Genomic DNA, 22988 nt, shown 5'->3' with positions numbered 1-22988 from the left:
GGATTCGGAATGGCTTTGATTGCAGAAGAATTGGTTGAAGAGTGGCTCAACCGAAAATTCTATTTTACGATCCGAGGACTTAAACAAGGCGTCCACGAGATGGACCTTCTTGCGATCCGTTTGGATGGAGATCGGATACAGCGTCACCACTACGAAGTATCAGTTTCGATGAACCCGGTGGGCTACATCACAAGTCTGACGAGAGCGGATCAGGCGGAACTCGGTGTCAACAACTCTGGATCAGCAGCTAAACGGTCCGAACCCATCTTGAGGCAGTCGGTTGAGGCGTGGGTGGAGAAGAAGTTTCGACACCCTATCCGAATAGCTATGCGAGATAAGTGTCTTCCTGGGGGGGAATGGGAGTACGTGTTTGTGCACGGCGCCGCCAACTACCCTGAAGAGCTTGAAATGATCCGGCAGTGCGGGGTTCGGACGATAGCCATCAATGCTGTGATCGATGATATTTTGGCGATGAAGGAGACGTTGGGCACCTCAAGCATCGGCAGAGAAATTGTGGATATGATCCGACTACGAGAGCGGCTGCGTCCGACCGAACTGAATACCGGAACGGGCGGATGACCCAGCCGCAGATCAAATCCCGCCGTCAGCACATCCGGCTATGGTTCGAGTTCTACAAACTCGCTCTTGATGACCCTGCCTTGCAGGACAACCTCGCCAAGGTCCGTGACTTCTATGAGCCGTGGGGCGATCCCCGTGGGCTAGACTTCCGTGTGTGGTGGAAGGACCATGGCTACCTATTCGGTGTCACTCAGGTTGAGGAAGCAACCAAGGTGTCGAAGGCTCCAAACGTCCTGAACGTATCAATTCCGCTGAACCTGCCCGTCACGAAAACGCTGCCAGAGATCAAAGCGCTAATTGAAGCGAAACAGAGGGAACGGTTGCAGGAGCTAGGGCTGGACACCAAAGGGGTGAAGTCGCTGACAGCTGGGTTCGGCACCTACGAGATCGACGCAAAAGAGCTCCGTGGGCGACCGCTCCACGAAGCTCATGTGATTTATTGTATTTGGCTGGAGATGGGGAAGCCGACCATCAATTCGGACTTCTTGCAGGCAGTCAGGGATAGGCTGCTAAACCGCCCGAAGGCTAAATGGCTACCGAGTTTCCTGTTGCGAGAAGCTCAGGCTGATCGGAAGGGCAACCTCCGCTTCGCTGAAGAGCAAATTAGGCAAATGCGGAGGTCTATCAGAAAGGCTCAGGATGTCTGCTTTGCGGTTTCGAAAGGCAGATTTCCATGACTACCAAGCGCACTATAGCTTAATCACATCTCTCTTATTTACGATCATTCCGATCCCGCAAGGTATGCTGGGGCACTCTAATGCTGTGACAGAAAATACGATAAACTGTTCCCCATCTTCCTCAAATTCGTCTGTCAGCTGATTTTCATAAAAGTGCCTGTCGTGCATACACATTATGCGGGATGGTTCATCACTGTGATTATAAACTCCATATATCTCTAATTCCAAGCTACAGCCTTTCTTAATCATGTAATCGAACATAAAAATTCCTCTGAATGTCAAAGAGAAACACTCCCTCTGCCCATGTTTTGAATATGCCCCAAAGCGATGTTTAAATTTAGGACAGAGGTGGCTCGGCAGATTTGTCCTGATGTGGCTTAGCTATGCTGCCCACTCGCCAATCCAACGAAAATGTCAGCACAATTGGCGATGCCAACAGACAGGGCGATGTATTCGGCATCCTCGACACCATCGATCACGTTCGAAATCACTGACATGATCAAGGCTCGAAATCACTCAGCGAGCCTTAGCAGCCGGGTCATTCGACCCAAAAAACGCTCGAAGAGGTCGAGCTTTGCGACCTGATGAAGAGAGATACCAGTGTTGATAGCTTGAATGTAGTCGATGAGATGTTGTCCAATTATGTGTATAGGATCTATTTCAGTTCCATGATTTTCTTATCTTAAATGTTAATTACATAGTTTATGATTGCTAATTGTATTGATAATTGTCATAGTTATATTAATTAAAATGAGGGGTTATTAGAAACCCAATATCTTTTATATAGAGATTAATGTAAAAAATAGTTTTCTACTATCCACTTTCATTTTCATGAAAACGAGTTCATGGCCATCACGGTGGATGGATCGAGTTTGTATTCGATATTCGCCTGACCTGCTTGTTGTCTCCGCTTGGTCGCCACCAGTTTCAAGCCCGCAAATCCCAGAAAGACGTTGAGCTGTCTCACAGGGTTTTTGAGATAATCTGCCCTGAGTGGCGATTTGATCGCTTCCTCGATCATCACTCGATTGTCGGTGAGCAGCTGCTTCAACCGACCGAGGTCCTCAGCCCTGATCTTCTTCGTCGCCACCAATGCGGCATCCTTCACCAACCCAGCCGCTACCATCATTGTGGCAACCAAAGTCCACAGGGGTTGTTTGATCAGCGGTTTCCTAGCCTCGATGGTATCCGCAATTTGATCAAACAACGGCTCGGCAAATCGCTGCTCCCCAAACAGCTTACGAAATACAGCAATCTGATCCCTCAGCGCCCCACCTTTGTCCATTTCGATCAGGCGGCGGTCCACTGGGCGATTATATGCCTTTTCGAGCTCATGGCGCTCCAAGGCAAACTTATCAGCCTTAGGCAGTTTTGCTCCCCTGTCTCTGTCAGCCGCTAGCTCGATGTATTCGCTGTCGTCCAGCTCCCGAGCTTCAAGGATTCCAAGGATTCTCCGTTCCTTCAGGTCCTGTTGGGCATCCTTCCACTTACGATCAGACGTCACCTTGGGCAGTTTCTCGACCTTCACGATCTCCCAACCGTTGGATTGGCGAAGCCGCTCGAAGAGCGAGACTATTTTGTTTTGCGATGATCGCTGTGCCACCATGACATGAGCGGCGATGTTGAGCAGCGGATCGGCTTCATTGAACGATGGATTCCCGTCATCATCTAGCAACCCATACATCGTCGTGGGCACATAGTTCGCTAGCGCCAGCTGCCGCCTTACTACATCAAGGCTGGTCTCGTAGTTCGATCCACCCGCGTCGAACCACACTGACACAGCCCCAGGATTGCGAACCCGAGCCAGCTGTTGGTCAATATCGGTGTGTTTGTTCACGTGAGGGGAGAAAAATCCGAATACCTCGTAGACCTCACACCGCCCTTCAGGGAAGGAAATGTCTATGCCCGTACCAAGCGAAGGAGAGCAGATCAGCACCTGAACCTTGAGAAATTCCGTTTGGATGTTCTGGACGAAATGTGTCTCAAACTTCCCACGGCTATTGTCCGAGGTGATTGCCACCATCTTCAATGAAGAGCCAAATTCCTTGCGGATCAGCTGTTCCAGCACCTCCACGGTCGCTTTGGAATTGCTGGCGATGAAGCAGCGTTTGCCCGCACGAATGGCGTCCAGCATCCGATTTTGTAGGTCCTTCTTCGATTGGTAGACCTGCATGGTCCTGCGATCCGTGACCGCCAACGGCTTGTTGTGAATAATCCGCAGCGCCTTATCCCAATCGGTGGGGCGCAGGTTCTTCATCGCATGGAGGGTGATCAAGCCAAGGTCAGCATCCAACGCATAAACTGCCTTAGCTCTGCGGATCATGAATTCAAGGCTAGCAAACGCCGCAGGCATCCCAACCCTTTCCCGCAACGTCTCGGATAACAGGTGGCTTATGACCTGTTCGCTCTCATCAAGGATGATGACGTCATATTGAGAAGGGGCAGTGCCTTTGCCTGCGCCCATGGCAATCTTGTGCAGACTGTCGAGGCAAATGGCATAGCCAAACCGCTTCTTTCGGTGTGTGCCCTTGTCCTCATCATCAAGGTAGCAATCCAGCCCGAGGCGATTAGCAGCCTCCTTGATCAGCGATTGGCGATGCCCAATCAGCAAGACCGACTTCGGGCGCTCCCCTTTCGCAATCGCAGGGGGAAAGCGCTCTTCCCTGATTTGCTCAATCAGCGCCGCCAGCGCCTCGGTCTTTCCTGAGCCCTTGGGGCTTTTGATCGCCGTTATCCCCGCCCTGTAATCGAGCGGCGGCAAAAATTTCGTTTGATGAACGAACACACTGGGGTCTGGGGGAAAGAACGCAACAAATGGATTATCGTCCCCTTCGATTACCTGTCGCTCGGCGCTGTCTTTGGTGCTGCGTTCTTCCACCAGCTTGTCGAACGTAGAGAAATCATAGGGACTGCCGCCGTCCGTCCAGAACGTAGCATTGCACGCCATACAGTGAATGCCGTTCGCCCCTCTATTGGATCGAACGACAAAGGCGCTGGGGTGTTCGTCAGCGTGGTAGGGGCAGGCAACGCTGGTATTCGGTGCCAGCCGTGCCAGCTCGGCAGCGCTCCCATCCTTCAACTGAACGATCAAGTCTGCACCCAGCTTCAACGTTGAAGCGATAGCTGCTCCCATCGCCGCAGGGTGTCGTGAACGGCGACGTTCATCTTGCGCCAGTGTGATCAATTTATCGACTTCATCAGCAGACAGGCGACCGCCGATTTCGATCACCTCGCAGTCGGGGCTTCCGAAGAACATCCTGCCTGCATCCTTGATAGAGCGATCGGAGCCCAACCTTATTGCCAAGCCATAAAGGCAATCCGCCCAAGCCCTAGCGTCCGTGATCGTCTCATCGAGCAGGAACACCGCCCGAAACCTATGGTGGTGAGCGGTGTGTGAGGGCGTTGCGTACAAAAAAGAGCAATGCACTCGAACAAACGGCAGCGCCTGCGCCTCTTCCAGCGTCATTGTGCCGTCGAAATCTGCCGCCACGAAATCTGAGCAAATGAAGTTGGTGGTCTTGCGGTAGCTATCACGGAATTGGGCAGTGAACGCGAAGCCTTGGCGAATATGGTCAATGAGTGCTGCCGCCGTGATCTCACTTGGCTCCCAATCAACGGCATAATTAATCGATGCGGTCTTGGCTGGTTTGCCTGTGAACTGGCAGTTCAACCCGATTTTTAATGTGTCCCGCCGCATGAAGTCCCTGAAAATATAGATCTGATAAATATGTCATATTTATGGATTTTGGCTTTCAGAGGAGTATCCAATGCCCAAATCGCTGACAAACTTTAACGCCCCTGACACAGTTCGCCAGAGGTTCGACGCAATCTGCCACGCCAGTGGCAGAACGAGGACGTCAGTCCTCGTTGAGCTGATGGCCAATTATATCCTCCATCAGTCCCAGCTTCTTGCCACTAGAAACCACCAGTTCCAGATGGTCGATGAATTGCTCGGAGAAAACTCGGTTTCTAGCGGCTGTCGATCGTCATTGAGCAATCAGGCTCGTTCTTACCGATACCAGTCTCATGCCCATGCAAATCAGGAGTTCGACCTACCTGAATTCCTTGTTTCCGATGGTCAGGAGGAATGGTGATGCTGTCCAAAATCCAGAAACCGAAAACGAAACAGGAGCTGATCAAAGCTCTGCAATCAGCCTCGGTCCAATCGATCACCGTTTACGAAGGATCGGACTTAAATCTAATACCATCAAAATCCGATCTCATCCGCCAGAAGGCATCGGTTATCGTTTTAAGGTGATCAGTCTCTATATCTGCAATTAGGCGCTAGCCTTCTTGCGACCTCGCTTCTGCCCAGGCTTGCGCCCCAGTCCAATCTTCACGGCCAGTTCCTTGCGCATTTCGGTGTATGCGGGCGCAACCAAGGGGTAATCCTTAGGCAGTGTCCAGCGAGCCTTGTAGTCTTGCGGGCTCATGCCATGTTCTGCACTGATATGACGTTTCAGTATCTTGCCCTTGAATCCGCATTCTAAGCACGTGATCCCATCGGGCTTCACCGAAGCTCTTACTGTGACCGCTGGAACCAGTTGCTGTTCGGTCACCGAAGGTGTCCTCTCAACTGCTGCCGCTAAAGCCATATGTACTGATCCGATAAGCGAAGCCACCGAGTCTGCGTTAGCTTTATTATTGCTTAGGTATGCAGCCGCGATGTCAGCGGTAAATGTGACTAGAGTTTTATGGTCCATATCCAAAACCTTTTTATATGAATTAAAAACTATTCTTTCCAATGTCTTGTTTGAAACGTCAGCCCCAGATTGACCACATCGCCATGATGGAAATTCAATTGTCGTCCATCACATCAGGTTTTTTCGATAAAGTCGCTACCATCAGTTCCAATCACCGAAACCGGAGCAATTGTGGTGTGAAACCAGTTCGGTCGGTCATGATAGTGAATTTGAAAAATTTCATCCTTATCCATTTCCCATCAAATTCCCGTTTCGTCATACCATCATAATCGAAGAACATTTGTCTCCGTCAACCTTGAAGATAAAATCGAACATTGTACTGATATTTTTCACCCATTATATTTTCTACAAAAGATAATTAGTTCCACTAAACTATTGAGAACCAAAGAGTTTATGCAGCACCTGATAAGTGGCTGAAAATTAACGATGAGCTTATCATGGAGTACAACGGTAAACTAATCAGTAAGGGTTAGAATATGTCTCTCGGCAAACAGGCAAAGGTCCTCAATTCAAAACAGGTCGACGCAGTGCTCAACTACATCAACGGGCTCCGTTACGGTCTGCGGAACCAAGTTGTCTTTCTACTTTCCGTAAGAGCCGGTCTTCGAGCAAAAGAAATTGCTGCACTGAAATGGTCGATGGTACTCGGTGCTGACGGAGAGATTGGTGAATTTATCCATCTGACCAATAATGCCTCCAAAGGGATGTCTGGTCGGATCATTCCCATTAATCGGCAGCTGAAAGCGGTACTCTTAGAATTGTTCCGACAAGCAGAAATAGATCCAACTAGTCATGTCATTCGCACTGAGCGAGCAGATCGAACTTCCGCCCAAGCTATCGTGAACCTGTTCCAGCTTTGGTATCGTGACCTAGGACTAATCGGTTGCTCGTCCCACTCGGGACGACGGACCTTCATTACCAACGCTGCTCGGAAGATATCGACCGTTGGTGGATCACTGCGGGATGTTCAGCATCTGGCAGGGCACTCTTCACTCCAGACGACCCAGCGATATATCGAGGGGGATAGTGAAGCGAGGAAGCGGGTGGTGGATTTAGTTTAACGAGGCGCTGGAATTGCGTTTAAAAAATTCGTCATATATTGTCATTGAGCTATATTCTGCACGGTAAATTTTTTTGTCTTTTAAGTGAGGGGTGGACGAAATGACTATCGAAAAAGTTCTGCCGATTTGGTGGAGTTTTATATGGAGATCTACACTTGCAGGTTTAGGGCTAGGTCTTTTTCTTGGATTTATCGGTGGATTTATTGCAGCAGCAACGGGCAATCCGGAGATGGCTGCAACCGCTGGAGCTTTGCTTGGTTATCTAGGGTCGATCCCCGCAAGTATTTGGGGCCTAAAAGCAGCGATTGAAAAGCATAATTTGATGAAAGCGTAATGAGATTTTCCTGACGGAAGCCAGGCACTCTTAGAATTGTTCCGACAAGCAGAAATTGATCCAACTGGGCATGTATTATCACGAGGCCTAGATCTATTCGCAGTCGCCGGACGGTTTTATGGAGACTGGTAAAGCTGCACCAGAAGGTGCCGGCATGCTTTTATTGTGTTTAGTAAGGTCACTGGCGACTTTGCAACCATGCGCATCTATGCGGTCAATGGCCTCAATCCGTATGACCAGATGGAAGTGTGAGATAACATGAAAATTGGACGATTCCATGCAAGCGAAGCGGATGTACGAGCAGATATCACATCTGCCCTGGCATCATTTCAACGCGACAAATCAATGCTCAAAAAAGTTTCTGCTGCCGACGGCGAATTTATGAACACAAGAGACGTCATAAAGAGTATTTTTGACAGTCTCGAAAATCCAAAAAATTTGGAATATATAGGAATACTTGAAACATATTTTGTTGAAGAAATCATTGAAATAAAAGATAAAATTATAACGAATAATCTTATTGAAAATAGAATTTTCACTAGATTTTGTTCTAACGCAGATGTGGTTATTCAGCGAGCTTATGAGGCGTGATGAATAAGGGGAGTATCTGGATATGCAAAATAATCTCCCAGACCGCTTTTCGATCTTGAAGTGTATTTAACTTGCCCCTCTCAGGCACGTCGCCAACCCATCAAACAACCATCATAAAGAAGCCAGAATCTGCCTCTGATTGGTAACAGTCAGGTGAGCACGTCAAAGTCGTTGTAATCGCCCATATACGTAGCTTATGACGCGAGTACGATGTCTGCAATGTTGTCGTTTCCTGAGGGTCCGCTTTTGTTGCGAATGCCCTCAAAGCTGCCATGATTTACCCGATGAACCAAGGGCAGCTAACGAGGAAGTGAAATAGTAGCCTGAATGGCGGCTTTTGGGTGGGAAGCGGACGTTGTTTCGTTGCGAACAGGCGCGGACCGTATACAATAATGCTATGGTACTTCTGTATCTCCATTTAGCCCCTGATCAGACTCCGCCGCAGCTGTTGCACGAACCATTTCGGGTGATTATCGTTTCAGAAGCCGAGGTTACGCAAGAATGGTGCAAGCGCGTTACGGAATGGCTATTAAAAAGCGGATGCCTGTATGTTGTCGCATGGGGCACTGAGTGCGAAAAATGGCACGATACCGTGGATTGGCTCAACGTCGAAGAGTTCGACGGAAACATTCCGGAGGATAGGTTTGTAATGACGACTTGGCACACAGACGAACCACTATCCGAGGCAATGTGGTTTGCTGGGCAGTGCGCATACCACTCAACCGTCGAACTCTCTAATACCTTAGTGCTCCACATAGCCAGTCAGGCTCGAGAGGCTGATTTACTCGAGACATACGCTGCCAGTCAGATCATACACGACGACCACTGAAGAATGTCCGCAATGTTGTGGCTAGCGGAAATAAGCTGTCCTCGACAATGCTCATAAAATGCTCATGACTTTTCCTGCGCCGAATTTATGTTTTTCGGCTTAATGGATAAGGGTATGACATGACGATCTCGATACGGGCGGCTCTCATCGCGCCAATACCGTTCTTCCTCTTACTCCTGATTGGGCTTGTAGAACCCAGCTTCGGCTGGAACGATGCGGTTTTTAGCGTCGGTGTTTCAGCGGCCTGCAGCTATGGGTTTATGTTTGTAGCGGGATTGCCGACGCACTTCATTCTGCGCCGGTTTGGATGGCAGAGTTGGGCGCACTATGTGTGTGGGTTCTTAATGGCTTTGATCATTGTCGTGATCCTGTTCACGACTATGGAAAGTCGTCCACTTCCTCCATTGCCACACGACAGTTCTCCCTTCGAACAATTTTCTTTACGAGATGGTGGCTGGATGCTTGTGCTTGCTTTCTTTTCCCCAATTGCGGCGTTGATGGCGCTATTGTTTTGGTATGGAGCAGTGAGAAGCGGCCAACATTTAAGTTAGGCTAACGTCCGCTTTGTTGTCGTGTCCGATAAGCCCACGTTTATCGCTTAATGTTGGAAATCGTCCCTTCCTTCAGGCCAGTCTCTAATCAATCTTGGAGGAAAATCAGGGGGTCACGTCAAAAATTTAACCTCAATTTATTTAATATATAAAAAACTACGGGAAAAAATAAATACTAATAGATTCCAAATTCCAAAAACAATTGATGCATGAGGTAAAAAATAACCATCAAGAAACATTTCTGAAATTATGTCTAAATATTTAATTATTCCCAATGACATTATATCATGCAATGCGTAGACAAATGAAAAAATAAACAATATAAAACTGCAAATTTTGATAACATTTATATTTTTAATATTTATATTAAATGAAATAAATGAATTAATTATTAAAACTAATATTAATAATACTCTAAAAAATACAGATGAATTGTCCATATTGCTTTCATATGAAAATGTATACATTAGCAATATAGAGGCAAGTAAGCAAACAATCGCATTTGCAATGAAAATAACTGAATGGCTATTAGATTTTTCGTTCAACATATTTCGGAACTATTTGATTTCCTAAGCATCTAATATTCCAGCGCTTCCCATCCGGATCTAAAGGTCTTTTGGTGGAAAAGATGCTGCACATTGAGAGCTTTAAACCTAGGCCCACTTTCTTTGTAGGACACCGTTGATTTTATCAAGCCCTGTGCAATAGCTGGGTACCTCCATTAACTGCACAATTGCGGTTCACATTCATATCGCCCGTGTAAACATAAGCGTCGTTACTCGTGCTGCGCTGCGTCACTTGGCTGCCGGGGTTGTAGGCATCGAGGCCATAGGTCACGTCGTTCACCGTGCCGGTCATGTCCTGCGCTATGCTCGTCAGCCGTCCCGCATTGTCATACCCGTAATTGGTGTAGCTGCCGCTCGCCACCTGCAAGCGGCCACCGCGATTGTTGTAAGTGAACCCCGCTATGCCATTGTCGGCATTGCGCTGCATCAAAGTCATCCGGTTGAGCCCGTCATAGGCAAACTGGAAGTAATTGCTGTCAGGGTAGGTGACACGGGTGCGGTTTGCGGAGAACGGGGTTGGGAGTGATTGTGCGGGTGCGTTTGCACGTCTCATTCAGACCTATTGAGGGGTTTTCGCACCTGTCACGGTAATTTAAAAAATGCCAAAGTAGCGCTAGCTGAGATAACAATGACTATAATCAATTGCATCTATTCCCTAAAAAAAAGCTTTTAGCTATGTAATTATAAGCATCTTTATCATTTAAGACGCTCATAAAATGAATGTAACGGGGATATTTTGATCTACTTAACTTCAAAATCAAATCATTTTTGTAAGAGTATACTATATATTTATCAGTAATATTAGGGAACTTTAATTTAAATATTTCTAAAAAATGATCGTCTATATTTGGATTATCTCCCTCATATATACTAAAATTTTTTCTTTTATAAGAAACCATGTATATACTAAAATCCTCTGGTGTTTTAGTATTTTTATTAATTTTAATATTTCCTTGGGACAGAAAAGAAAAATTTTCGCCACAAACGTAGCTTTTATGCAAGCACTGAAAATTCAAAAAAACCAGAAGTAGAGATAGACAAATCATTTTGAACATGACCAGCCCCTCCCTGTTTGAACACAGGATCCGCTCTGCTTTATCAAGGAGCCTGTCGTTGCATTGCCTTCGTATTTATAGCTGCCGTCCTTTTGTTTTTCAAAATTATAGTTACCCGCCTTAAATGATGTTGCATAGACCATTTTTGAAACTTCGCTAGATGTAGGCCTATCTCCCACTGTCCCCATAATACCCGGATTATTATACCCGGGGCCATAATTATCTCCAAGCCCAAAAAAATGCCCAGCCTCATGAGCGGCGGTCCAACCAGGGCGTTCAGAAGGCCAATTTCCTGTACTCTGCTTATCTCGATCAACAGACGCCTTGCCATTTCCTTTCGGCACGTAAACCGTGTTTATTAGATCTTTACTTGTTTTTGAAGTCGGTTCCATTACGACTGTTTTCAAATTGATATTACCAAATTTCCCAGTCCAGTAGTATTCAATCGATCCATTGAACTTGTCTCTTACCTCTTTTGTCGCTCCAGGCCCTTCATATTTGATGATCACGACAATTGTGACGTTCTGGCCATCAATCCAGGCGACTCTCCGCATTCCATCAGGATCAACACTGTTTACCGGATCATTTCCGACATAACCATAGAGATTGATATCGTCTTCATACCCGATTGGATCAGTCTGCATGAACCTGCCCAGCGTGGGCGAGTAGATGCGAGCCTTATAATAGTACATGCCAAGCTCGGGGATCCATGCCTGGCCAGTATAGGCGAACCTGCCGCCTGCGGAGACGGCTGCGTTGGCGCTGCCAGGAATGCCCCAGTCGTCATAGCTGTTTTTCGAGAGTAAATTGCCGTTCCAGTCGGTCAGTGCAACGACGCTGCCCTGATGATTGGTCTTGACGAGCCGAGCGGCACTGTCGGCCACGCCACTGCCTTCGAACACCGCCATCGGGTCATCTATGCTCGACCCATGAACGTAACGGCGCAGCATCGTGCCGCCGCTATTATATTCGGCCACCAGCTCGTCACCGTCGTGCAGGAAGCGCGTAATCCCTGCAGAGCCGCCCGATGTCTCATACAGCCGCCCAAGCGGATCGTAGCGCAGGTTCGCCGTCGCCGCGCCCGTCCTGCTCACCAGCCTGTTTTCCACGTCATAGACAAAGCTGTTCGCTCCATCGCTTGTGAGATTGCCATTGGCATCATAACCGAACGTCGCAGGACCTGCACTGATATATTGATTGAGCCCATTCACCGCATAGGCGCGGCTCACATTCACAGCACCGATCAAATCATTTGAAATCTATGAAGGTTCAGAGTTGAACCAGCTACCCACTAAGTCCGACTTGGTTCGCCAAGGGGCTACTGTGATCGTGATGCGCTAGGGTCACATAGATCGACTGCTGCCGCCAGATAGGGTCGAGAAGCGGTAAAGGAATTTGCGGTTAGGTCTGGGGTTTGTGCTAGGTCCGACCAGAACCCATATGTCATCGCCATCGACCTGTATCCCATGCACCTTGTCATGTGGCGGTCTGATGTTTGTGCATGGTATATACCGCTTCATGGATTCTCCCTTACGAGTGACCTCCAAGCGGTTGTTGGTAGGATCGTAGAGCGCCAGCGCCTGCATTCCCATGCACATTTCCCTTTCAGCTTTCTGATGCCACGGCTTTCCCGTTGCCCAGACTGCCATTCCATCGGAGCCCGTCAAACATAAACGTTGGTTTGTGTTTGACGGAAAAGTGGAAAATGGCTCGATATGTTGTCTATTTCAGGGTCTCGACGGAGAAGCAGGGCAAGTCAGGTCTCGGTCTGGCTGCCCAGCACTCACTGGTCGAACGGTTCCTGTCCGATGGTGATGCAGTTGTTGCCGAGTACGTCGAAGTCCAATCAGGCAAGAACGATGAGCGGGTGGAGCTGTGGAAGGCAATCAATCACGCCAAGCGGAATGACGCTAAACTCCTAATCGCAAAGCTCGACCGCTTCTCCCGCAAGGTCAGCTTCATTGCATCGATCATGGAGCAGGGGATCGGGCTTGTGGTGGCAGAGATGCCGAACGCCACGGACTTCCAGCTGCACATCTTTGCAGCCCTTGCGCAGGAGGAACGCCGTCTAATCTCAGAGCGAACACGCAACGCCCTTGCTGAGGCGAAGAAGCGGGGTGTTCAGCTGGGCAAGAATGGGTCGGTGCTGGCAGAGCGAAACCGCAAAGCTGCCGATGAGCGGGCAGAGGCACTACGCCCCGTCATCATGCCTATGGTCGAGGAGGGATTATCCCTTAGCGAGATAGCTCGCCGCCTTAACGCTAGGGGCGTCAGAGCCGTCCGAGGTGGACCATTTTATGCTGAGCATATCAGCCAACTGATGGCTCGATTTCGAAGCAGCCGATATCCATAGCGCACGCTGAATCTTGCTTGTGCCTCGTTAGCGCTTCAATATCATGATCGGTAGAATCACCATCGTCTTTGGGGGTAACGTTGCACAATAATTCTAATGCTTTAGCGAATGTCGAAAAATCGACTTCACTTAAGGATCTGCGCACCACCATTGCAAATGCCAAGGCAAATATCGCTGCTGGCAAGGATGTTGGAATTTCACAGACAGTCCACGATGCTGCGGTGAGCCGATATTGGCAACTATCGGCTGCGAAGCATGATGCTGGTGCAGATGTAGACCGTGCACTGTGGGAGGCGTTGTATGCTTACGAATATCTCAAATCGGTTGAGAATGAGAGACCCACACGCGCCACCTACCTTCGTCGGAAAATCAAGGACACCGACATTCTGGTTGCTGTTTCGAGCAGCGTTCTAAAAGGCGGCAAAACGGCGGGTCTACAAGCGTTGCGCGACATGGGACGCCTGGATGCTTCGTTTGAAGCCGTTGTCGTAAAGTATGCAGAAGTGTTCGATTCCGCGGTGGTTGCCGCTGCCAGAAAGACGCTAGCCGAGTACAGCTGAGCGTAGTTGAGTTGGAGCGAGGCGACTTTAGCGCTGTAGAGGCACACGTTTCAGCTATGCTCGCTGAAGCAAAGTCATTGCATCAGATAGCTATTGCGCAGTTACATTCTCCTCACCACAATCCATTGCCAAGGCTACAGAAGGCTCTGAAACTGCTTGAAGAAGCTAGCGTTCTTGCCGAGGATTCTGCGTCCTACATAGACAGTGCGCCAATGCAGGATGCTCTAAAGCTGCTATACCAGCAGCAAGGTCAACTTCTTGCTATGATCGCTCAGGTCGAGTCCAAGCGACCAAGCGCGGTATCTTCCCCATCGCTGCTGCTGTGCGTTATGATCTTGGTTGCCTTTTGCTACGCTCTAATCTGAGCTTCAGGCTTTAAATTTTGCCCTGATCTCGGTGGATGCCTTGTCAAGCTGATCGTCAAAGTCACCCTGAAGCACCATGGCTCTCACGGTGCAAAGCGTTGCCTCAACGGAATCGATATCCGCGCACTGGATCGAAAACATTCCCTTTTTCAACTCAAGAGGCTGGCGCCCGTATTTGATTGGGAGGAAGTAGGTTCCAGCTTCATCCATCCATGCCCAAGCCGCTCGAGGTTGCTTGCCATCAATCATTTGTCGCACGAAGCTAATCTGCTGATCGATCCGGCGAACAAGCTTCTGGCGTCGCTGTACGGTCGCATTTGCCTTGCTAGGGCGAGCTGTGGCTGCGAATTTGAGTTCCATGGTGACATCTCCTTTGGTTGATGCCGCCGGGTCCCCCCATTCGAAATTAAGGTCCACAGCTTCAACAGTAGGCGATTGATCTGCCCGCTTGTGCTGGCGACTAAACCACTTAAGCTAAGGCGTTTGTTGGGAGATTTTTCGCTATGTTAGAAGAGTGGATTGCGCGTCAAACTGACGACGATGAACGCCTTGAGCCCATAGAGGCTCTCACCTCATTTTGGGCAATCGTATCTTCTGCGTCCGACGATCAGATTCAAGATTTGCTGTCCCAACTTATGGAAGACCCCTACAGTTCTTTGGTGAGCGTTCCGCTGGGTGATAGTGACGTCACAGAACTACTTGTTCGCATAGTCGACCGCTTAAATCCCGATCCAGACCAGGCGGATATACTAGAAAACCGTTTTCCGCTTACGTGGGCAATAAGTGTAATGGACGCCGAGGCGTTCGACGTGCGCGTTCTTCTAAATGGTGCCGTTTTGGTGCGTAGCAGGCATCGAGTTTTGGGTCCCTCGCTTTGGGAAGGTCTCTCTCTGCCAGGCGATCCAGAGCTAATTCAAACACTCACGCAAGACCTTGCCACTCTCAGGTCACGTAACGCTGATGGCAACCCAGCCTGCTTCCTTTTGACCCATGACAGACGCGGCGCCCGCTTGTTGCCATCTGATGAGCCCGTCGACATTAGTGGGCTAGGCTGGGGTCAGCTCATTGGTGTTTGCGCTTTTGAAGCTGAAGATTTTGATGGCGCTTCGAAAATTCAAACCCCGTCTTTGCGTGAAATCGCTTCAGGAGCGATATCGGGAATTGTGTTTTTGCGCTTCTTTGGCGATCGTATAGATATTATACCGGCCAGCCGCTTTGATGATGATTTGGACATTTTTTTAGAAAATTTGTCTGGTCCTTATCTTTTTGATGCCGTTTCTTCTGGCGTTTTTATCGATACTCCAGTTGCGGGCGATGATCTTGTCAAATCCATCATAGAGCGCACAGCGAACGAGACTTATCACATCTCAGATATCGGCCCTGGCGCTACCTGGTTTAAGAGCAAGGCTATTTATGCGCTCGCCAGACGCCTCGCTGCAACAATGAATTGGAGCACAGTCAACTTCGGTCTTGGAACTCACGCTAACGGCCCTCGCCGCGCTGTGTGTCTGCCACTTGGGGTAGAAGAAGCTATCGGTGAAAACCTTGCATTGATGCGCCGAAGCATAACCCTTCAAATAACTACTTGGCAAGAAAGCACACGTGACAGCCTTCGTGCTGGAAAGCTGTCAAATTGCATCGAAGACATTTTTGAGGAAATCTGCGGCGAACCGGTCAAGATTCACTTGCAAGGTCGAGTGCATCACTACCTTGAGACAGATGACGCACGCACTACTTTACTAAGCGAAGCTGATCTTTCTTATGCACTCGAATCGGCGCTTGTGACGATCTCAATGCAAGCTGAGCACGATGAAGAAGATCTTGAGGATGCTATCATTAATGCTTCACTTGGTGTCATCGTCCTGGTCGATTTTCCCGAAACCTGCCCGATCGATCTATCTATCGCTGGAATGGCAAAACTACTGAGTCGGTCGCTAGAAGAAACGGTTGCCCTTTTTCTAAATGGCCGTTGTGAGTATCTCTCTTACTGCAATGGTGATGTCGATAGCGGTGACCATGAGCTGTTCCGATTGCATGATGACGATGATGATGATGACGATGATGACGATGATGATGAAGACTATGATGCTGCTGATGATTTTTAGCCTTAGTTAGCGATGTCGTTTCAACTACTTATCGATTCAAAACATCGAGTTGTTTTCGATGCAGATCCGCAGCGCCCGTATTTAGCCCGCGGGCGTTTACTCCGCTCAGAGGGCTCTTTTTTCCTTAAGCTCTATAATCTGAGCGCTTGGTCTCCAACGCCATCTTGGCGTCGTCGGGTAATGCAGCGGTGTAGGCTGATTGAGATGGTCACGTCGGGCAGAACGCGCTTTGACCTTCAAGGCACATTGCTGACTCGCATCAGCTTCGCGGATCCAACCCTTAAGCGGTTGAACCAGAACAACCCCCTTAGCCTCATCGCGTTGGAGAAGCTCACCCGCATTGTATCTTTTGCTCACGCTGCTGGGATTCCGCATGGTGATATAACGGCACGTAATGTGACTGCAGGCGCTAATGATGCCGATCTATTCGATTGGGAGCCTATTTTGGTTGGACCGAGCCATATCCCCGCTACCGATCCTATACCCGCCTCTGTCCGCGACCCGCGTCGTTGGCTGGGCGGGTGTGATCTATTGCGCTCGGCACCGCCACAGGTGCCAATTTTCGAACTCGACCATATAGGTCTGCGCCAATTAGCGTTGAGATGCGTCCAGAAAACGGATGGTTAGGTTCCCAAACGACAGGCAAGTCCATTTGTCTGTAAGGCTTAGACTAATGTGACCTTTTTTAGCTATTAAGCCAGCTCAGAGACAAGCTAGCCCCGGTTGTTTTCTTCGCCACTCGCTTGGTCAGTTCATCCGCCGCTGCGACGTTCGACGTGTGCCCGTAATACTGCTCCAACATTGCGACGGACGTCCCCATGTTCTTGGCGAGTGTGAATTGGTGTACGCCATTTTGCAGGCGGAATGTCGCGTAGGTGTGACGCAGTGAATATAACGTGCGTACCTGCCCATGGGTGTCACGCTCGACCTTTGCGGATTTGAGCAGGGCGGCAAATGACTTTTTGAACGTGCCTATTTCTGATCCATCCTTATGACAGAATACCAAGCTTTCTGGGTCAAGCTTGGGCGGTGGTTTGCCCTCTATCGTTAGTTCTGCAATTCTAAGGTCATGGATGCGTTTGAGATACTTTTTGATGTCGCTGGACGCCGAAACTACCTCACGTTTGCCTGTCTTTCCGGAAACCGTCAGCACAATGTTGGCGGGAGTATCGGGGCTGCCACCCGCCTCGCGGATGTCTCGCCATTTAAGCGTTCGGGCTTCGCCAACACGGATGCCGGTATTGGCTAGTATAAGAACGTAATCGACTAGCATTTTTCGATCGCGTTGGACTGCCTTGTTTTCGACTTTAACGAATTCCCTAAGGTGTCGCGTCAGCCGCTGCCAATCTCTTGGGTCAAAGTGTGGTCGACGGGCGGCCTCGCCATTTGTTTTCGGAAAGCGGGGCATTTTGTCGAGATAGCCCTCTTCGACGGTCCATTGGAAGAAGTGCTTAAGGTCGGAGTAAATCCGTTTGATAGTATTTGGCGACAGCCTACCGTTCCGTGAGTTCTCAATGAGCTTGTCGACCAGCTTGGAGATCATCGAGGGTGAGATGTCCTCAAACATCTTCTTGGCCCAGTGTGGCTTAATCCTGTTCATCAGCAGAATTTTGTATCGGATCGATAGCCGCTCTTTGTCTGCTTCTATCCTGCGGACGTAGGCGTCAATTGCTGGACCAATCCGCTTGCCAACGACGGTTTCGCCAGTGAGTGATTTGACTAACAGTTGATTGTACAGGTCATCGGCAAACTTGAACGCTTGATGCTCATCACCAGTGCCAGTGCTGCGCGTTACATACCCCTTAGTCTTTGGAATTTTAATTCGGCACAGCCAGGTAGGTTTTTTGAAGTCAGAGCGCTGGTAGAGATAGATTGCGCCCTCACGGAAGGTTTTGGACGCCGTAATCATCCCCTTAGTTGATTTAGCAGAACCTTCCCTCACCATTTCCCCCGGGCAACATAATCTACCATCTGAATCCGAATGCAGTCCGAACATGCTATTTTTTTATTGTCAGGGGAACGGTCTCGATCAAATTTTCTCGATGTGGAAATTGGCGTTGGAAAGCGATTGAACGAATCTGTTTGTAGTGCTTTGGTTTGAGGCGGCGGAGCCAGAGAGCTATCGATCCGCGCAAATCCGAACACAACCTGGAAAATCCGAACACGATCCGAACATAGCAAAATCCGAGCGTCCCGCCGGGAGGGGGTTTTGCAAACCGTTGATTTTCTGAAGAAAACTGGAGCGGGCGAAGGGATTCGAACCCTCGACCCCAACCTTGGCAAGGTTGTGCTCTACCCCTGAGCTACGCCCGCTCTGGCGGCTGGAATCAGTTGATCTCCAGCGGGTGAGGCGGGCCATTAGCAGGCGATTCCAGGACCCGCAAGCCCTTTGTCATGCCAAATGACAATGCTTTTTTCCTGCGCACTCTACGCTTTGTCTTGGCATATCCGCAGGCCAGCCCCACATAGGCGGCGACTTTCGAATCGGCTTGAAGGAGCAGAAACTTGGCCAGCATGGGTTTGACCACCGAGGAACAAAAGGCCGTCGAGGCATTCCGGCGCGATATTGTCGAACCGTCAATGACCAAGCTGGTCATCCTGGATTTCTGGGCGGAATGGTGCGGCCCTTGCAAACAGCTGGCCCCTGTGTTGGAAAAGGTGGCCGCCGATTATGCCGATAAGGGTGTCGTTCTGGCCAAGATCGACGTTGATGCGAACAAGTTTATCGCTGCCCAGTTTCAGGTCCGCTCGATCCCCACAGTCTATGCCATGTTTCAGGGACAGCCGGTTGCCGATCTGACCAATGCGCGGACCGAGACACAATTGTCGGCGATGCTCGACCAACTGTTGGCAAAGCTGCCGGTGCAGGGCGGCGGCGAAGGTGCCGAAGGCCCGAGCCTTGACGAGGTGGCCGCTGCCGGCCGTGAAGCGCTTGCCGAAGGCGCGCACGAAGAGGCCTATGCGATCTTTACCGAGATATTGGGCGTGGACCCTGAACATCGCGGGGCATTGGCGGGCATGATCGAGGCGTTGGTCGCGCTTGATCGCAAGGACGAAGCGCAGGCGATCTACGCCAGCCGTTCGGATGAACAGAAAGACGATCCGGCATTTGAAAGGGTCGCAACGCTGCTTGCGATCGTTGCCGAAGCCCGTGATCCTGAAGAAGTGGTCGCGCTGCGCAATGCTGTCGATGCCGATCCGGCCAATCATGCCGCGCGTTTCGATTTGGCCAATGCGCTGATGGCGGCGGGCGATCGTGATGGCGCAGCCGATGCGCTGCTGGCGATCATTTCCGCCGAGCGTGACTGGAATGACGGCGCGGCGCGCAGTCGGCTTTTGGAAATTTTTGGCCTGATCGGGCTGGAAGATCCGTGGGTCGCCGCGACACGGCGCCGCCTCTCTGCGGTTCTGTTCGGCTGATGGCGATCAAGCGCATCTCGATCTTCCCGCTGCCGGGTGCAATCCTGCTGCCCGGTATGCAGTTGCCATTGCATATCTTTGAGCCGCGCTATCGGGCGCTGATCGGCGATGCGCTTGCGCGTGATCGCCTGGTCGGGATGGTCCAGCCAAAGGGGGGCGGGCCGCAGCCTGCCTTGTTTGACGTCGGCTGCCTTGGGCGGATCGAAGATGTAGAGGCGCTGGAAGACGGACGGTACAATATCGTTCTCGAAGGGCTGCAACGCTTCACCATTGTACGCGAACTGGATGCCAGCACAGCATTCCGGCAGGTTGAGGCGGAATTGTGGGACGAGAAGGAATCGGGCGATCTGCTGTCGCTTGGCGAACGTGCCGCGCTCGAGCAAGAGGCGCGCCGCTTTGCCGATGCGCAGGGCTATGCCGTCGACTGGAACTCGGTGGTTGAGCTTGACGATTATTCGCTGGTCAACATCATCGCACAGATTGCGCCGTTCGATGTTGCCGCAAAACAGGCGCTGCTCGAGGCGCAGGGGTTGGCCGCGCGCAGCGAACTTATCATTCAGTTGATGCAGTTTTTCGGCCGCCACGATGGTTCGGGCGACAGGGTGACGCTGCAATAGGTCTTTTGCGGCTAGGCGAGGAAACTCGCCCGCAAGCCATCGATCACGAACTGCGCTGCCAATGCGCCAAGCAATACGCCCAATAGCCGGGTGATCACCGCCTCGGTCTTCTGCCCGACAGCGCGCATGATCGGGCCGGCCGCGAGCAAGGCAATCATCGTCAGCAACAGCACCGCTGCGAGCGCGCCGAGCACCACCAGCGAACGGTCGAGCCCTTCATTCTGGCTCATCAACAGCATCACCGACGCAATCGAACCCGGGCCAGCAATCATCGGCATGGCCATCGGGAATACCGAAACATCCTCAATCTCGGGCGTCTCGATGATCTTTTGCGCCCGTTCCTCGCGCCGCTGGGTACGTTTTTCGAACACCATGTCGAGCGCGATCAGGAACAGCATGATCCCGCCGGCGATGCGAAAACTATCCAGTTCGATATGCAGCGCGCCGAGCAGCTTTTCGCCGAACAGCGCAAAGACCAGCAGGATGCCGGCTGCGATTGCACTGGCGCGCAATGCCATCGCGCGGCGTTGCGTCCCGGTCGCCCCTTTGGTCAGGCTGGCATAAATCGGTGCGCAGCCAGGCGGATCGATCACCACGAAAAAGGTGATGAAAGCGGATATGAAAAGCTCGACCATCGCCTTATCGCGCGCCCGGTGCCATCACCCTGTCTGTCAGGACAGTGTCGAAAGCAGAGCCATTCCATAGCCGCACCTCGACCGTGCGGCTGCCATCGGGCATCACCGTCCATGTGAAATTGAGGCTCTGGTCGCGCGACAGGATCATCTGCATCCGCGCACCCTCGGCTGGCGCTGCCATCGGGGCATTGGCTGCGCCTTTGCAACTGGCGACGCGGGTTTCGATAAATTCGGGCGCTGGCCGCGGCGCGGTCAGCATGTCGCCATGGTCGGCCGCCCACTTCCATTCGCCTTCGCCCATATAGCTGGCTGGCGCGCCGGGCGGTAACTTGCCCTTGTCCTGCCATTGCCAGAGCGTGGTGAAATAGCCGTGCGAACCATCGGGCCATTGGGATGCGCCGGTCGTGACGCCCGTCTTGCCATCGCAGGACATGAAAACCTTATGCGGCTGCCAGACGACAGCACGGGCCGGTTCGGCGCGGCCTTTCAGCCAATCCTGCGCGAGAACAGGTTGCGGCATGAACATCACCGCTTCACGCGCCGCGGTTTCACGAAAGGCCGTCCACTGCCCCTTTTCCTGTGCCAGCCGGTTGAAGGCGATTTCGGCCGCAATCACCGCGCTGGGATTTGCGCTTTGCGCAACGGGCCGCATCATCATCCGCGGCTGCGCTGCACAGCCGGCTAAAACCAAGGTGGTGAGGAAGAGTGCGGAAAGGGCTTTGGTCCGGATCATTCCCGGATCATAGCCCTTCGGGATCCGATAGGCCAGCCCGGCGGTGCGCCGCGACCAGCGTGTTGCGCAGCAGGCAGGCGATTGTCATCGGCCCCACGCCGCCAGGCACAGGCGTGATCGCCGACGCCAGTTCCAATGCGCTTGCATAATCGACGTCGCCAACCAGACGGCCCTTGCTTTCGCCATCGGCAGGATCAAGCCGGTTGATCCCCACATCGATCACGACCGCACCGGGTTTCAGCCAGTCGCCCTTCACCATCTCGGCGCGGCCGACAGCTGCCACCACGATATCCGCCTGCTGCACGCGCGCCTTCAGGTCGCGGGTGCGGCTGTGCGCGATGGTGACAGTGCAATTTTCACCAAGCAGCAATTGCGCCATGGGTTTTCCGACGAGGATAGACCGACCGATCACAATGGCATCCTTGCCCGAAAGATCGCCGATATGGTCCTTCAGCAGCATCAATGATCCCAGCGGGGTGCAGGGCACCAGCCCCGGCAGGCCCAGCGCAAGGCGGCCGGTGCTGATCGGGGTAAGGCCGTCTACATCCTTGTCGGGGCTGATCGCATCGACCACCGCCTGTTCATCGAGATGCTTGGGTAGCGGCAGCTGGACGAGGATGCCGTCGACAGCATCGTCTGCATTAAGTTGCTGCACCAGCGCGATCAGATCTTCCTGTCGCGTATCGGCGGGCAGGCGATGTTCAAAGCTTGCCATGCCGGCAGCGACAGTCGCCTTGCCCTTGGATGCAACATAGACCGCGCTTGCCGCATCGTCACCGACAAGGACGACAGCAAGGCCGGGCTTGCGGCTGGCAGCCGCGACAAAGGCCGGAACCGCCTGGGCAATGCGATCGCGCAAGCCTGCGGCAAATGCCTTGCCATCAATGATTGTCGCGTCGGTCATAGCGGGCCACTCATATAAAGATCATTATACAGGCCGCCGAGCAGCATCTGGATGATGCGCAGACCAATGATCAACACGATCGGCGAAAAATCGATCATGCCGGTATCGGGCATGATGCGGCGGATCGGCTTCAGGAACGGATCGAGGATCATGTTCAGCGCCTGCCAGATCGAGGCGACGAAATTGTTGGAAAGATTGACGACGTTGAATGCGATCAAGAGGCTGAGCACAAATTGGACGATCACCACCGTGGTGACGATACCGATCAGATAGCCGATGATCTGGATAAGCGCGAGAAGCATGTCGGTCTCCGGTTGGGGAGGAAGGATTTGCAGGTTCGATTAGCCGAG

Annotated in this window: 22 protein-coding genes and 1 tRNA gene; 11 read left to right on the top strand and 12 right to left on the bottom strand. The window is 51.3% G+C overall.

Annotated elements, in window-relative coordinates:
- The first annotated feature begins 9 nt into the window (after positions 1 to 9).
- Both RSE16_02155 and RSE16_02150 read left to right on the top strand, forming a co-directional pair.
- Positions 10 to 579, top strand: a complete 570-nt coding sequence (locus RSE16_02155) for a hypothetical protein (GenBank protein WRH76293.1) — start codon at positions 10 to 12, stop codon at positions 577 to 579.
- Positions 576 to 1256 (top strand): hypothetical protein, encoded by a 681-nt coding sequence (locus RSE16_02150; GenBank protein ID WRH76292.1) that lies wholly within the window; start codon positions 576 to 578, stop codon positions 1254 to 1256. Before RSE16_02155 ends, RSE16_02150 begins: the two co-directional genes overlap by 4 nt.
- An 829-nt stretch (positions 1257 to 2085) precedes the next feature.
- Here RSE16_02150 and RSE16_02145 read toward each other — a convergent pair.
- Both RSE16_02145 and RSE16_02140 read right to left on the bottom strand, forming a co-directional pair.
- Positions 2086 to 4953, bottom strand: coding sequence for a plasmid replication protein, CyRepA1 family (locus tag RSE16_02145; protein WRH76291.1), 2868 nt, complete (start codon positions 4951 to 4953; stop codon positions 2086 to 2088).
- Between the two features lie 580 nt (positions 4954 to 5533).
- Positions 5534 to 5959 carry a MucR family transcriptional regulator gene (locus tag RSE16_02140; protein WRH76290.1) on the bottom strand — a complete coding sequence of 142 codons (426 nt, stop codon included), beginning with the start codon at positions 5957 to 5959 and terminating at the stop codon, positions 5534 to 5536.
- 476 nt (positions 5960 to 6435) lie between these two features.
- Between RSE16_02140 and RSE16_02135 the strand changes: the two genes are divergently transcribed.
- From RSE16_02135 to RSE16_02120, 4 genes are all read left to right on the top strand, one after another.
- Complete coding sequence (locus tag RSE16_02135) at positions 6436 to 7020, top strand: site-specific integrase (protein WRH76289.1); 585 nt, start codon at positions 6436 to 6438, stop codon at positions 7018 to 7020.
- 100 nt (positions 7021 to 7120) lie between these two features.
- Positions 7121 to 7354: a hypothetical protein gene (locus tag RSE16_02130; GenBank protein ID WRH76288.1), complete on the top strand. Its 234-nt coding sequence runs from the start codon at positions 7121 to 7123 to the stop codon at positions 7352 to 7354.
- A 258-nt stretch (positions 7355 to 7612) separates the two neighbouring features.
- On the top strand, positions 7613 to 7945 hold the full coding sequence (locus tag RSE16_02125; GenBank protein WRH76287.1) for a hypothetical protein: 333 nt from the start codon (positions 7613 to 7615) through the stop codon (positions 7943 to 7945).
- Between the two features lie 948 nt (positions 7946 to 8893).
- Entirely contained in the window at positions 8894 to 9325 is a 432-nt protein-coding gene (locus RSE16_02120; GenBank protein ID WRH76286.1) for a hypothetical protein, read from the top strand.
- 690 nt (positions 9326 to 10015) lie between these two features.
- Here the strand turns inward: RSE16_02120 and RSE16_02115 are convergent.
- The 3 genes from RSE16_02115 to RSE16_02105 form a co-directional block, all read right to left on the bottom strand.
- Positions 10016 to 10444: a hypothetical protein gene (locus RSE16_02115; protein ID WRH76285.1), complete on the bottom strand. Its 429-nt coding sequence runs from the start codon at positions 10442 to 10444 to the stop codon at positions 10016 to 10018.
- Positions 10445 to 10529: 85 nt separating this feature from the next.
- On the bottom strand, positions 10530 to 10946 hold the full coding sequence (locus tag RSE16_02110; protein ID WRH76284.1) for a hypothetical protein: 417 nt from the start codon (positions 10944 to 10946) through the stop codon (positions 10530 to 10532).
- Complete coding sequence (locus tag RSE16_02105; protein WRH76283.1) at positions 10934 to 12193, bottom strand: RHS repeat-associated core domain-containing protein; 1260 nt, start codon at positions 12191 to 12193, stop codon at positions 10934 to 10936. Before RSE16_02105 ends, RSE16_02110 begins: the two co-directional genes overlap by 13 nt.
- 458 nt (positions 12194 to 12651) lie before the next feature.
- Between RSE16_02105 and RSE16_02100 the strand changes: the two genes are divergently transcribed.
- Complete coding sequence (locus RSE16_02100) at positions 12652 to 13299, top strand: recombinase family protein (GenBank protein WRH76282.1); 648 nt, start codon at positions 12652 to 12654, stop codon at positions 13297 to 13299.
- Positions 13300 to 13379: 80 nt separating this feature from the next.
- A complete protein-coding gene (locus RSE16_02095) occupies positions 13380 to 13859 on the top strand; it encodes a hypothetical protein (protein ID WRH76281.1) in 480 nt (159 codons plus the stop codon).
- A gap of 368 nt (positions 13860 to 14227) precedes the next feature.
- Here the strand turns inward: RSE16_02095 and RSE16_02090 are convergent, their stop codons facing one another.
- The gene (locus tag RSE16_02090) at positions 14228 to 14584 is read right to left on the bottom strand and encodes a hypothetical protein (protein WRH76280.1); all 357 of its coding nucleotides are present in this window, start codon (positions 14582 to 14584) and stop codon (positions 14228 to 14230) included.
- Positions 14585 to 14727: 143 nt separating this feature from the next.
- On the opposite strand from RSE16_02090, the gene RSE16_02085 reads away from it, so the two are divergent.
- Positions 14728 to 16329, top strand: coding sequence for a hypothetical protein (locus RSE16_02085; GenBank protein ID WRH76279.1), 1602 nt, complete (start codon positions 14728 to 14730; stop codon positions 16327 to 16329).
- Positions 16330 to 17014: 685 nt separating this feature from the next.
- Here the strand turns inward: RSE16_02085 and RSE16_02080 are convergent.
- Positions 17015 to 18238, bottom strand: a complete 1224-nt coding sequence (locus RSE16_02080) for a tyrosine-type recombinase/integrase (protein WRH76278.1) — start codon at positions 18236 to 18238, stop codon at positions 17015 to 17017.
- A gap of 329 nt (positions 18239 to 18567) precedes the next feature.
- Positions 18568 to 18642 (bottom strand) — tRNA-Gly (locus RSE16_02075).
- Between the two features lie 201 nt (positions 18643 to 18843).
- On the opposite strand from RSE16_02075, the gene RSE16_02070 reads away from it, so the two are divergent.
- A complete protein-coding gene (locus RSE16_02070; GenBank protein WRH77276.1) occupies positions 18844 to 19749 on the top strand; it encodes a tetratricopeptide repeat protein in 906 nt (301 codons plus the stop codon).
- On the top strand, positions 19749 to 20366 hold the full coding sequence (locus RSE16_02065) for an LON peptidase substrate-binding domain-containing protein (GenBank protein ID WRH77275.1): 618 nt from the start codon (positions 19749 to 19751) through the stop codon (positions 20364 to 20366). Before RSE16_02070 ends, RSE16_02065 begins: the two co-directional genes overlap by 1 nt.
- Positions 20367 to 20377: 11 nt before the next feature.
- Here RSE16_02065 and RSE16_02060 read toward each other — a convergent pair whose 3' ends face one another.
- From RSE16_02060 to RSE16_02045, 4 genes are read right to left on the bottom strand one after another with little or no spacing between them, the layout of a single operon-like run.
- The gene (locus RSE16_02060; GenBank protein ID WRH76277.1) at positions 20378 to 21001 is read right to left on the bottom strand and encodes a MarC family protein; all 624 of its coding nucleotides are present in this window, start codon (positions 20999 to 21001) and stop codon (positions 20378 to 20380) included.
- 4 nt (positions 21002 to 21005) lie between these two features.
- On the bottom strand, positions 21006 to 21734 hold the full coding sequence (locus RSE16_02055) for a hypothetical protein (protein WRH76276.1): 729 nt from the start codon (positions 21732 to 21734) through the stop codon (positions 21006 to 21008).
- A gap of 7 nt (positions 21735 to 21741) precedes the next feature.
- Positions 21742 to 22638 (bottom strand): bifunctional methylenetetrahydrofolate dehydrogenase/methenyltetrahydrofolate cyclohydrolase FolD, encoded by an 897-nt coding sequence (gene folD, locus RSE16_02050; protein ID WRH76275.1) that lies wholly within the window; start codon positions 22636 to 22638, stop codon positions 21742 to 21744.
- Positions 22635 to 22940, bottom strand: a complete 306-nt coding sequence (locus RSE16_02045; GenBank protein WRH76274.1) for a YggT family protein — start codon at positions 22938 to 22940, stop codon at positions 22635 to 22637. Before RSE16_02045 ends, folD begins: the two co-directional genes overlap by 4 nt.
- Positions 22941 to 22988: the final 48 nt, after the last annotated feature.

Origin of the sequence: Sphingobium sp., assembly GCA_035196065.1 — a bacterium.
In the GTDB taxonomy this organism is placed as follows: domain Bacteria; phylum Pseudomonadota; class Alphaproteobacteria; order Sphingomonadales; family Sphingomonadaceae; genus Sphingorhabdus_B; species Sphingorhabdus_B rara.
The sequence above is the reverse complement of the archived record's forward strand: the minus strand, read 5'-3'. Positions and strand labels throughout refer to the sequence as shown.

What these genes read in the sequence shown, in the direction of transcription:
- RSE16_02155 (WRH76293.1), top strand. Translation starts at nt 10, where the DNA reads ATGGCTTTGATTGCAGAAGAATTGGTTGAAGAGTGGCTCAACCGAAAA.
- RSE16_02150 (WRH76292.1), top strand. Translation starts at nt 576, where the DNA reads ATGACCCAGCCGCAGATCAAATCCCGCCGTCAGCACATCCGGCTATGG.
- RSE16_02145 (WRH76291.1), bottom strand. Translation starts at nt 4,953, where the DNA reads ATGCGGCGGGACACATTAAAAATCGGGTTGAACTGCCAGTTCACAGGC.
- RSE16_02140 (WRH76290.1), bottom strand. Translation starts at nt 5,959, where the DNA reads ATGGACCATAAAACTCTAGTCACATTTACCGCTGACATCGCGGCTGCA.
- RSE16_02135 (WRH76289.1), top strand. Translation starts at nt 6,436, where the DNA reads ATGTCTCTCGGCAAACAGGCAAAGGTCCTCAATTCAAAACAGGTCGAC.
- RSE16_02130 (WRH76288.1), top strand. Translation starts at nt 7,121, where the DNA reads ATGACTATCGAAAAAGTTCTGCCGATTTGGTGGAGTTTTATATGGAGA.
- RSE16_02125 (WRH76287.1), top strand. Translation starts at nt 7,613, where the DNA reads ATGAAAATTGGACGATTCCATGCAAGCGAAGCGGATGTACGAGCAGAT.
- RSE16_02120 (WRH76286.1), top strand. Translation starts at nt 8,894, where the DNA reads ATGACGATCTCGATACGGGCGGCTCTCATCGCGCCAATACCGTTCTTC.
- RSE16_02115 (WRH76285.1), bottom strand. Translation starts at nt 10,444, where the DNA reads ATGAGACGTGCAAACGCACCCGCACAATCACTCCCAACCCCGTTCTCC.
- RSE16_02110 (WRH76284.1), bottom strand. Translation starts at nt 10,946, where the DNA reads ATGTTCAAAATGATTTGTCTATCTCTACTTCTGGTTTTTTTGAATTTT.
- RSE16_02100 (WRH76282.1), top strand. Translation starts at nt 12,652, where the DNA reads ATGGCTCGATATGTTGTCTATTTCAGGGTCTCGACGGAGAAGCAGGGC.
- RSE16_02090 (WRH76280.1), bottom strand. Translation starts at nt 14,584, where the DNA reads ATGGAACTCAAATTCGCAGCCACAGCTCGCCCTAGCAAGGCAAATGCG.
- RSE16_02085 (WRH76279.1), top strand. Translation starts at nt 14,728, where the DNA reads ATGTTAGAAGAGTGGATTGCGCGTCAAACTGACGACGATGAACGCCTT.
- RSE16_02080 (WRH76278.1), bottom strand. Translation starts at nt 18,238, where the DNA reads ATGATTACGGCGTCCAAAACCTTCCGTGAGGGCGCAATCTATCTCTAC.
- RSE16_02070 (WRH77276.1), top strand. Translation starts at nt 18,844, where the DNA reads ATGGGTTTGACCACCGAGGAACAAAAGGCCGTCGAGGCATTCCGGCGC.
- RSE16_02065 (WRH77275.1), top strand. Translation starts at nt 19,749, where the DNA reads ATGGCGATCAAGCGCATCTCGATCTTCCCGCTGCCGGGTGCAATCCTG.
- RSE16_02060 (WRH76277.1), bottom strand. Translation starts at nt 21,001, where the DNA reads ATGGTCGAGCTTTTCATATCCGCTTTCATCACCTTTTTCGTGGTGATC.
- RSE16_02055 (WRH76276.1), bottom strand. Translation starts at nt 21,734, where the DNA reads ATGATCCGGACCAAAGCCCTTTCCGCACTCTTCCTCACCACCTTGGTT.
- folD (WRH76275.1), bottom strand. Translation starts at nt 22,638, where the DNA reads ATGACCGACGCGACAATCATTGATGGCAAGGCATTTGCCGCAGGCTTG.
- RSE16_02045 (WRH76274.1), bottom strand. Translation starts at nt 22,940, where the DNA reads ATGCTTCTCGCGCTTATCCAGATCATCGGCTATCTGATCGGTATCGTC.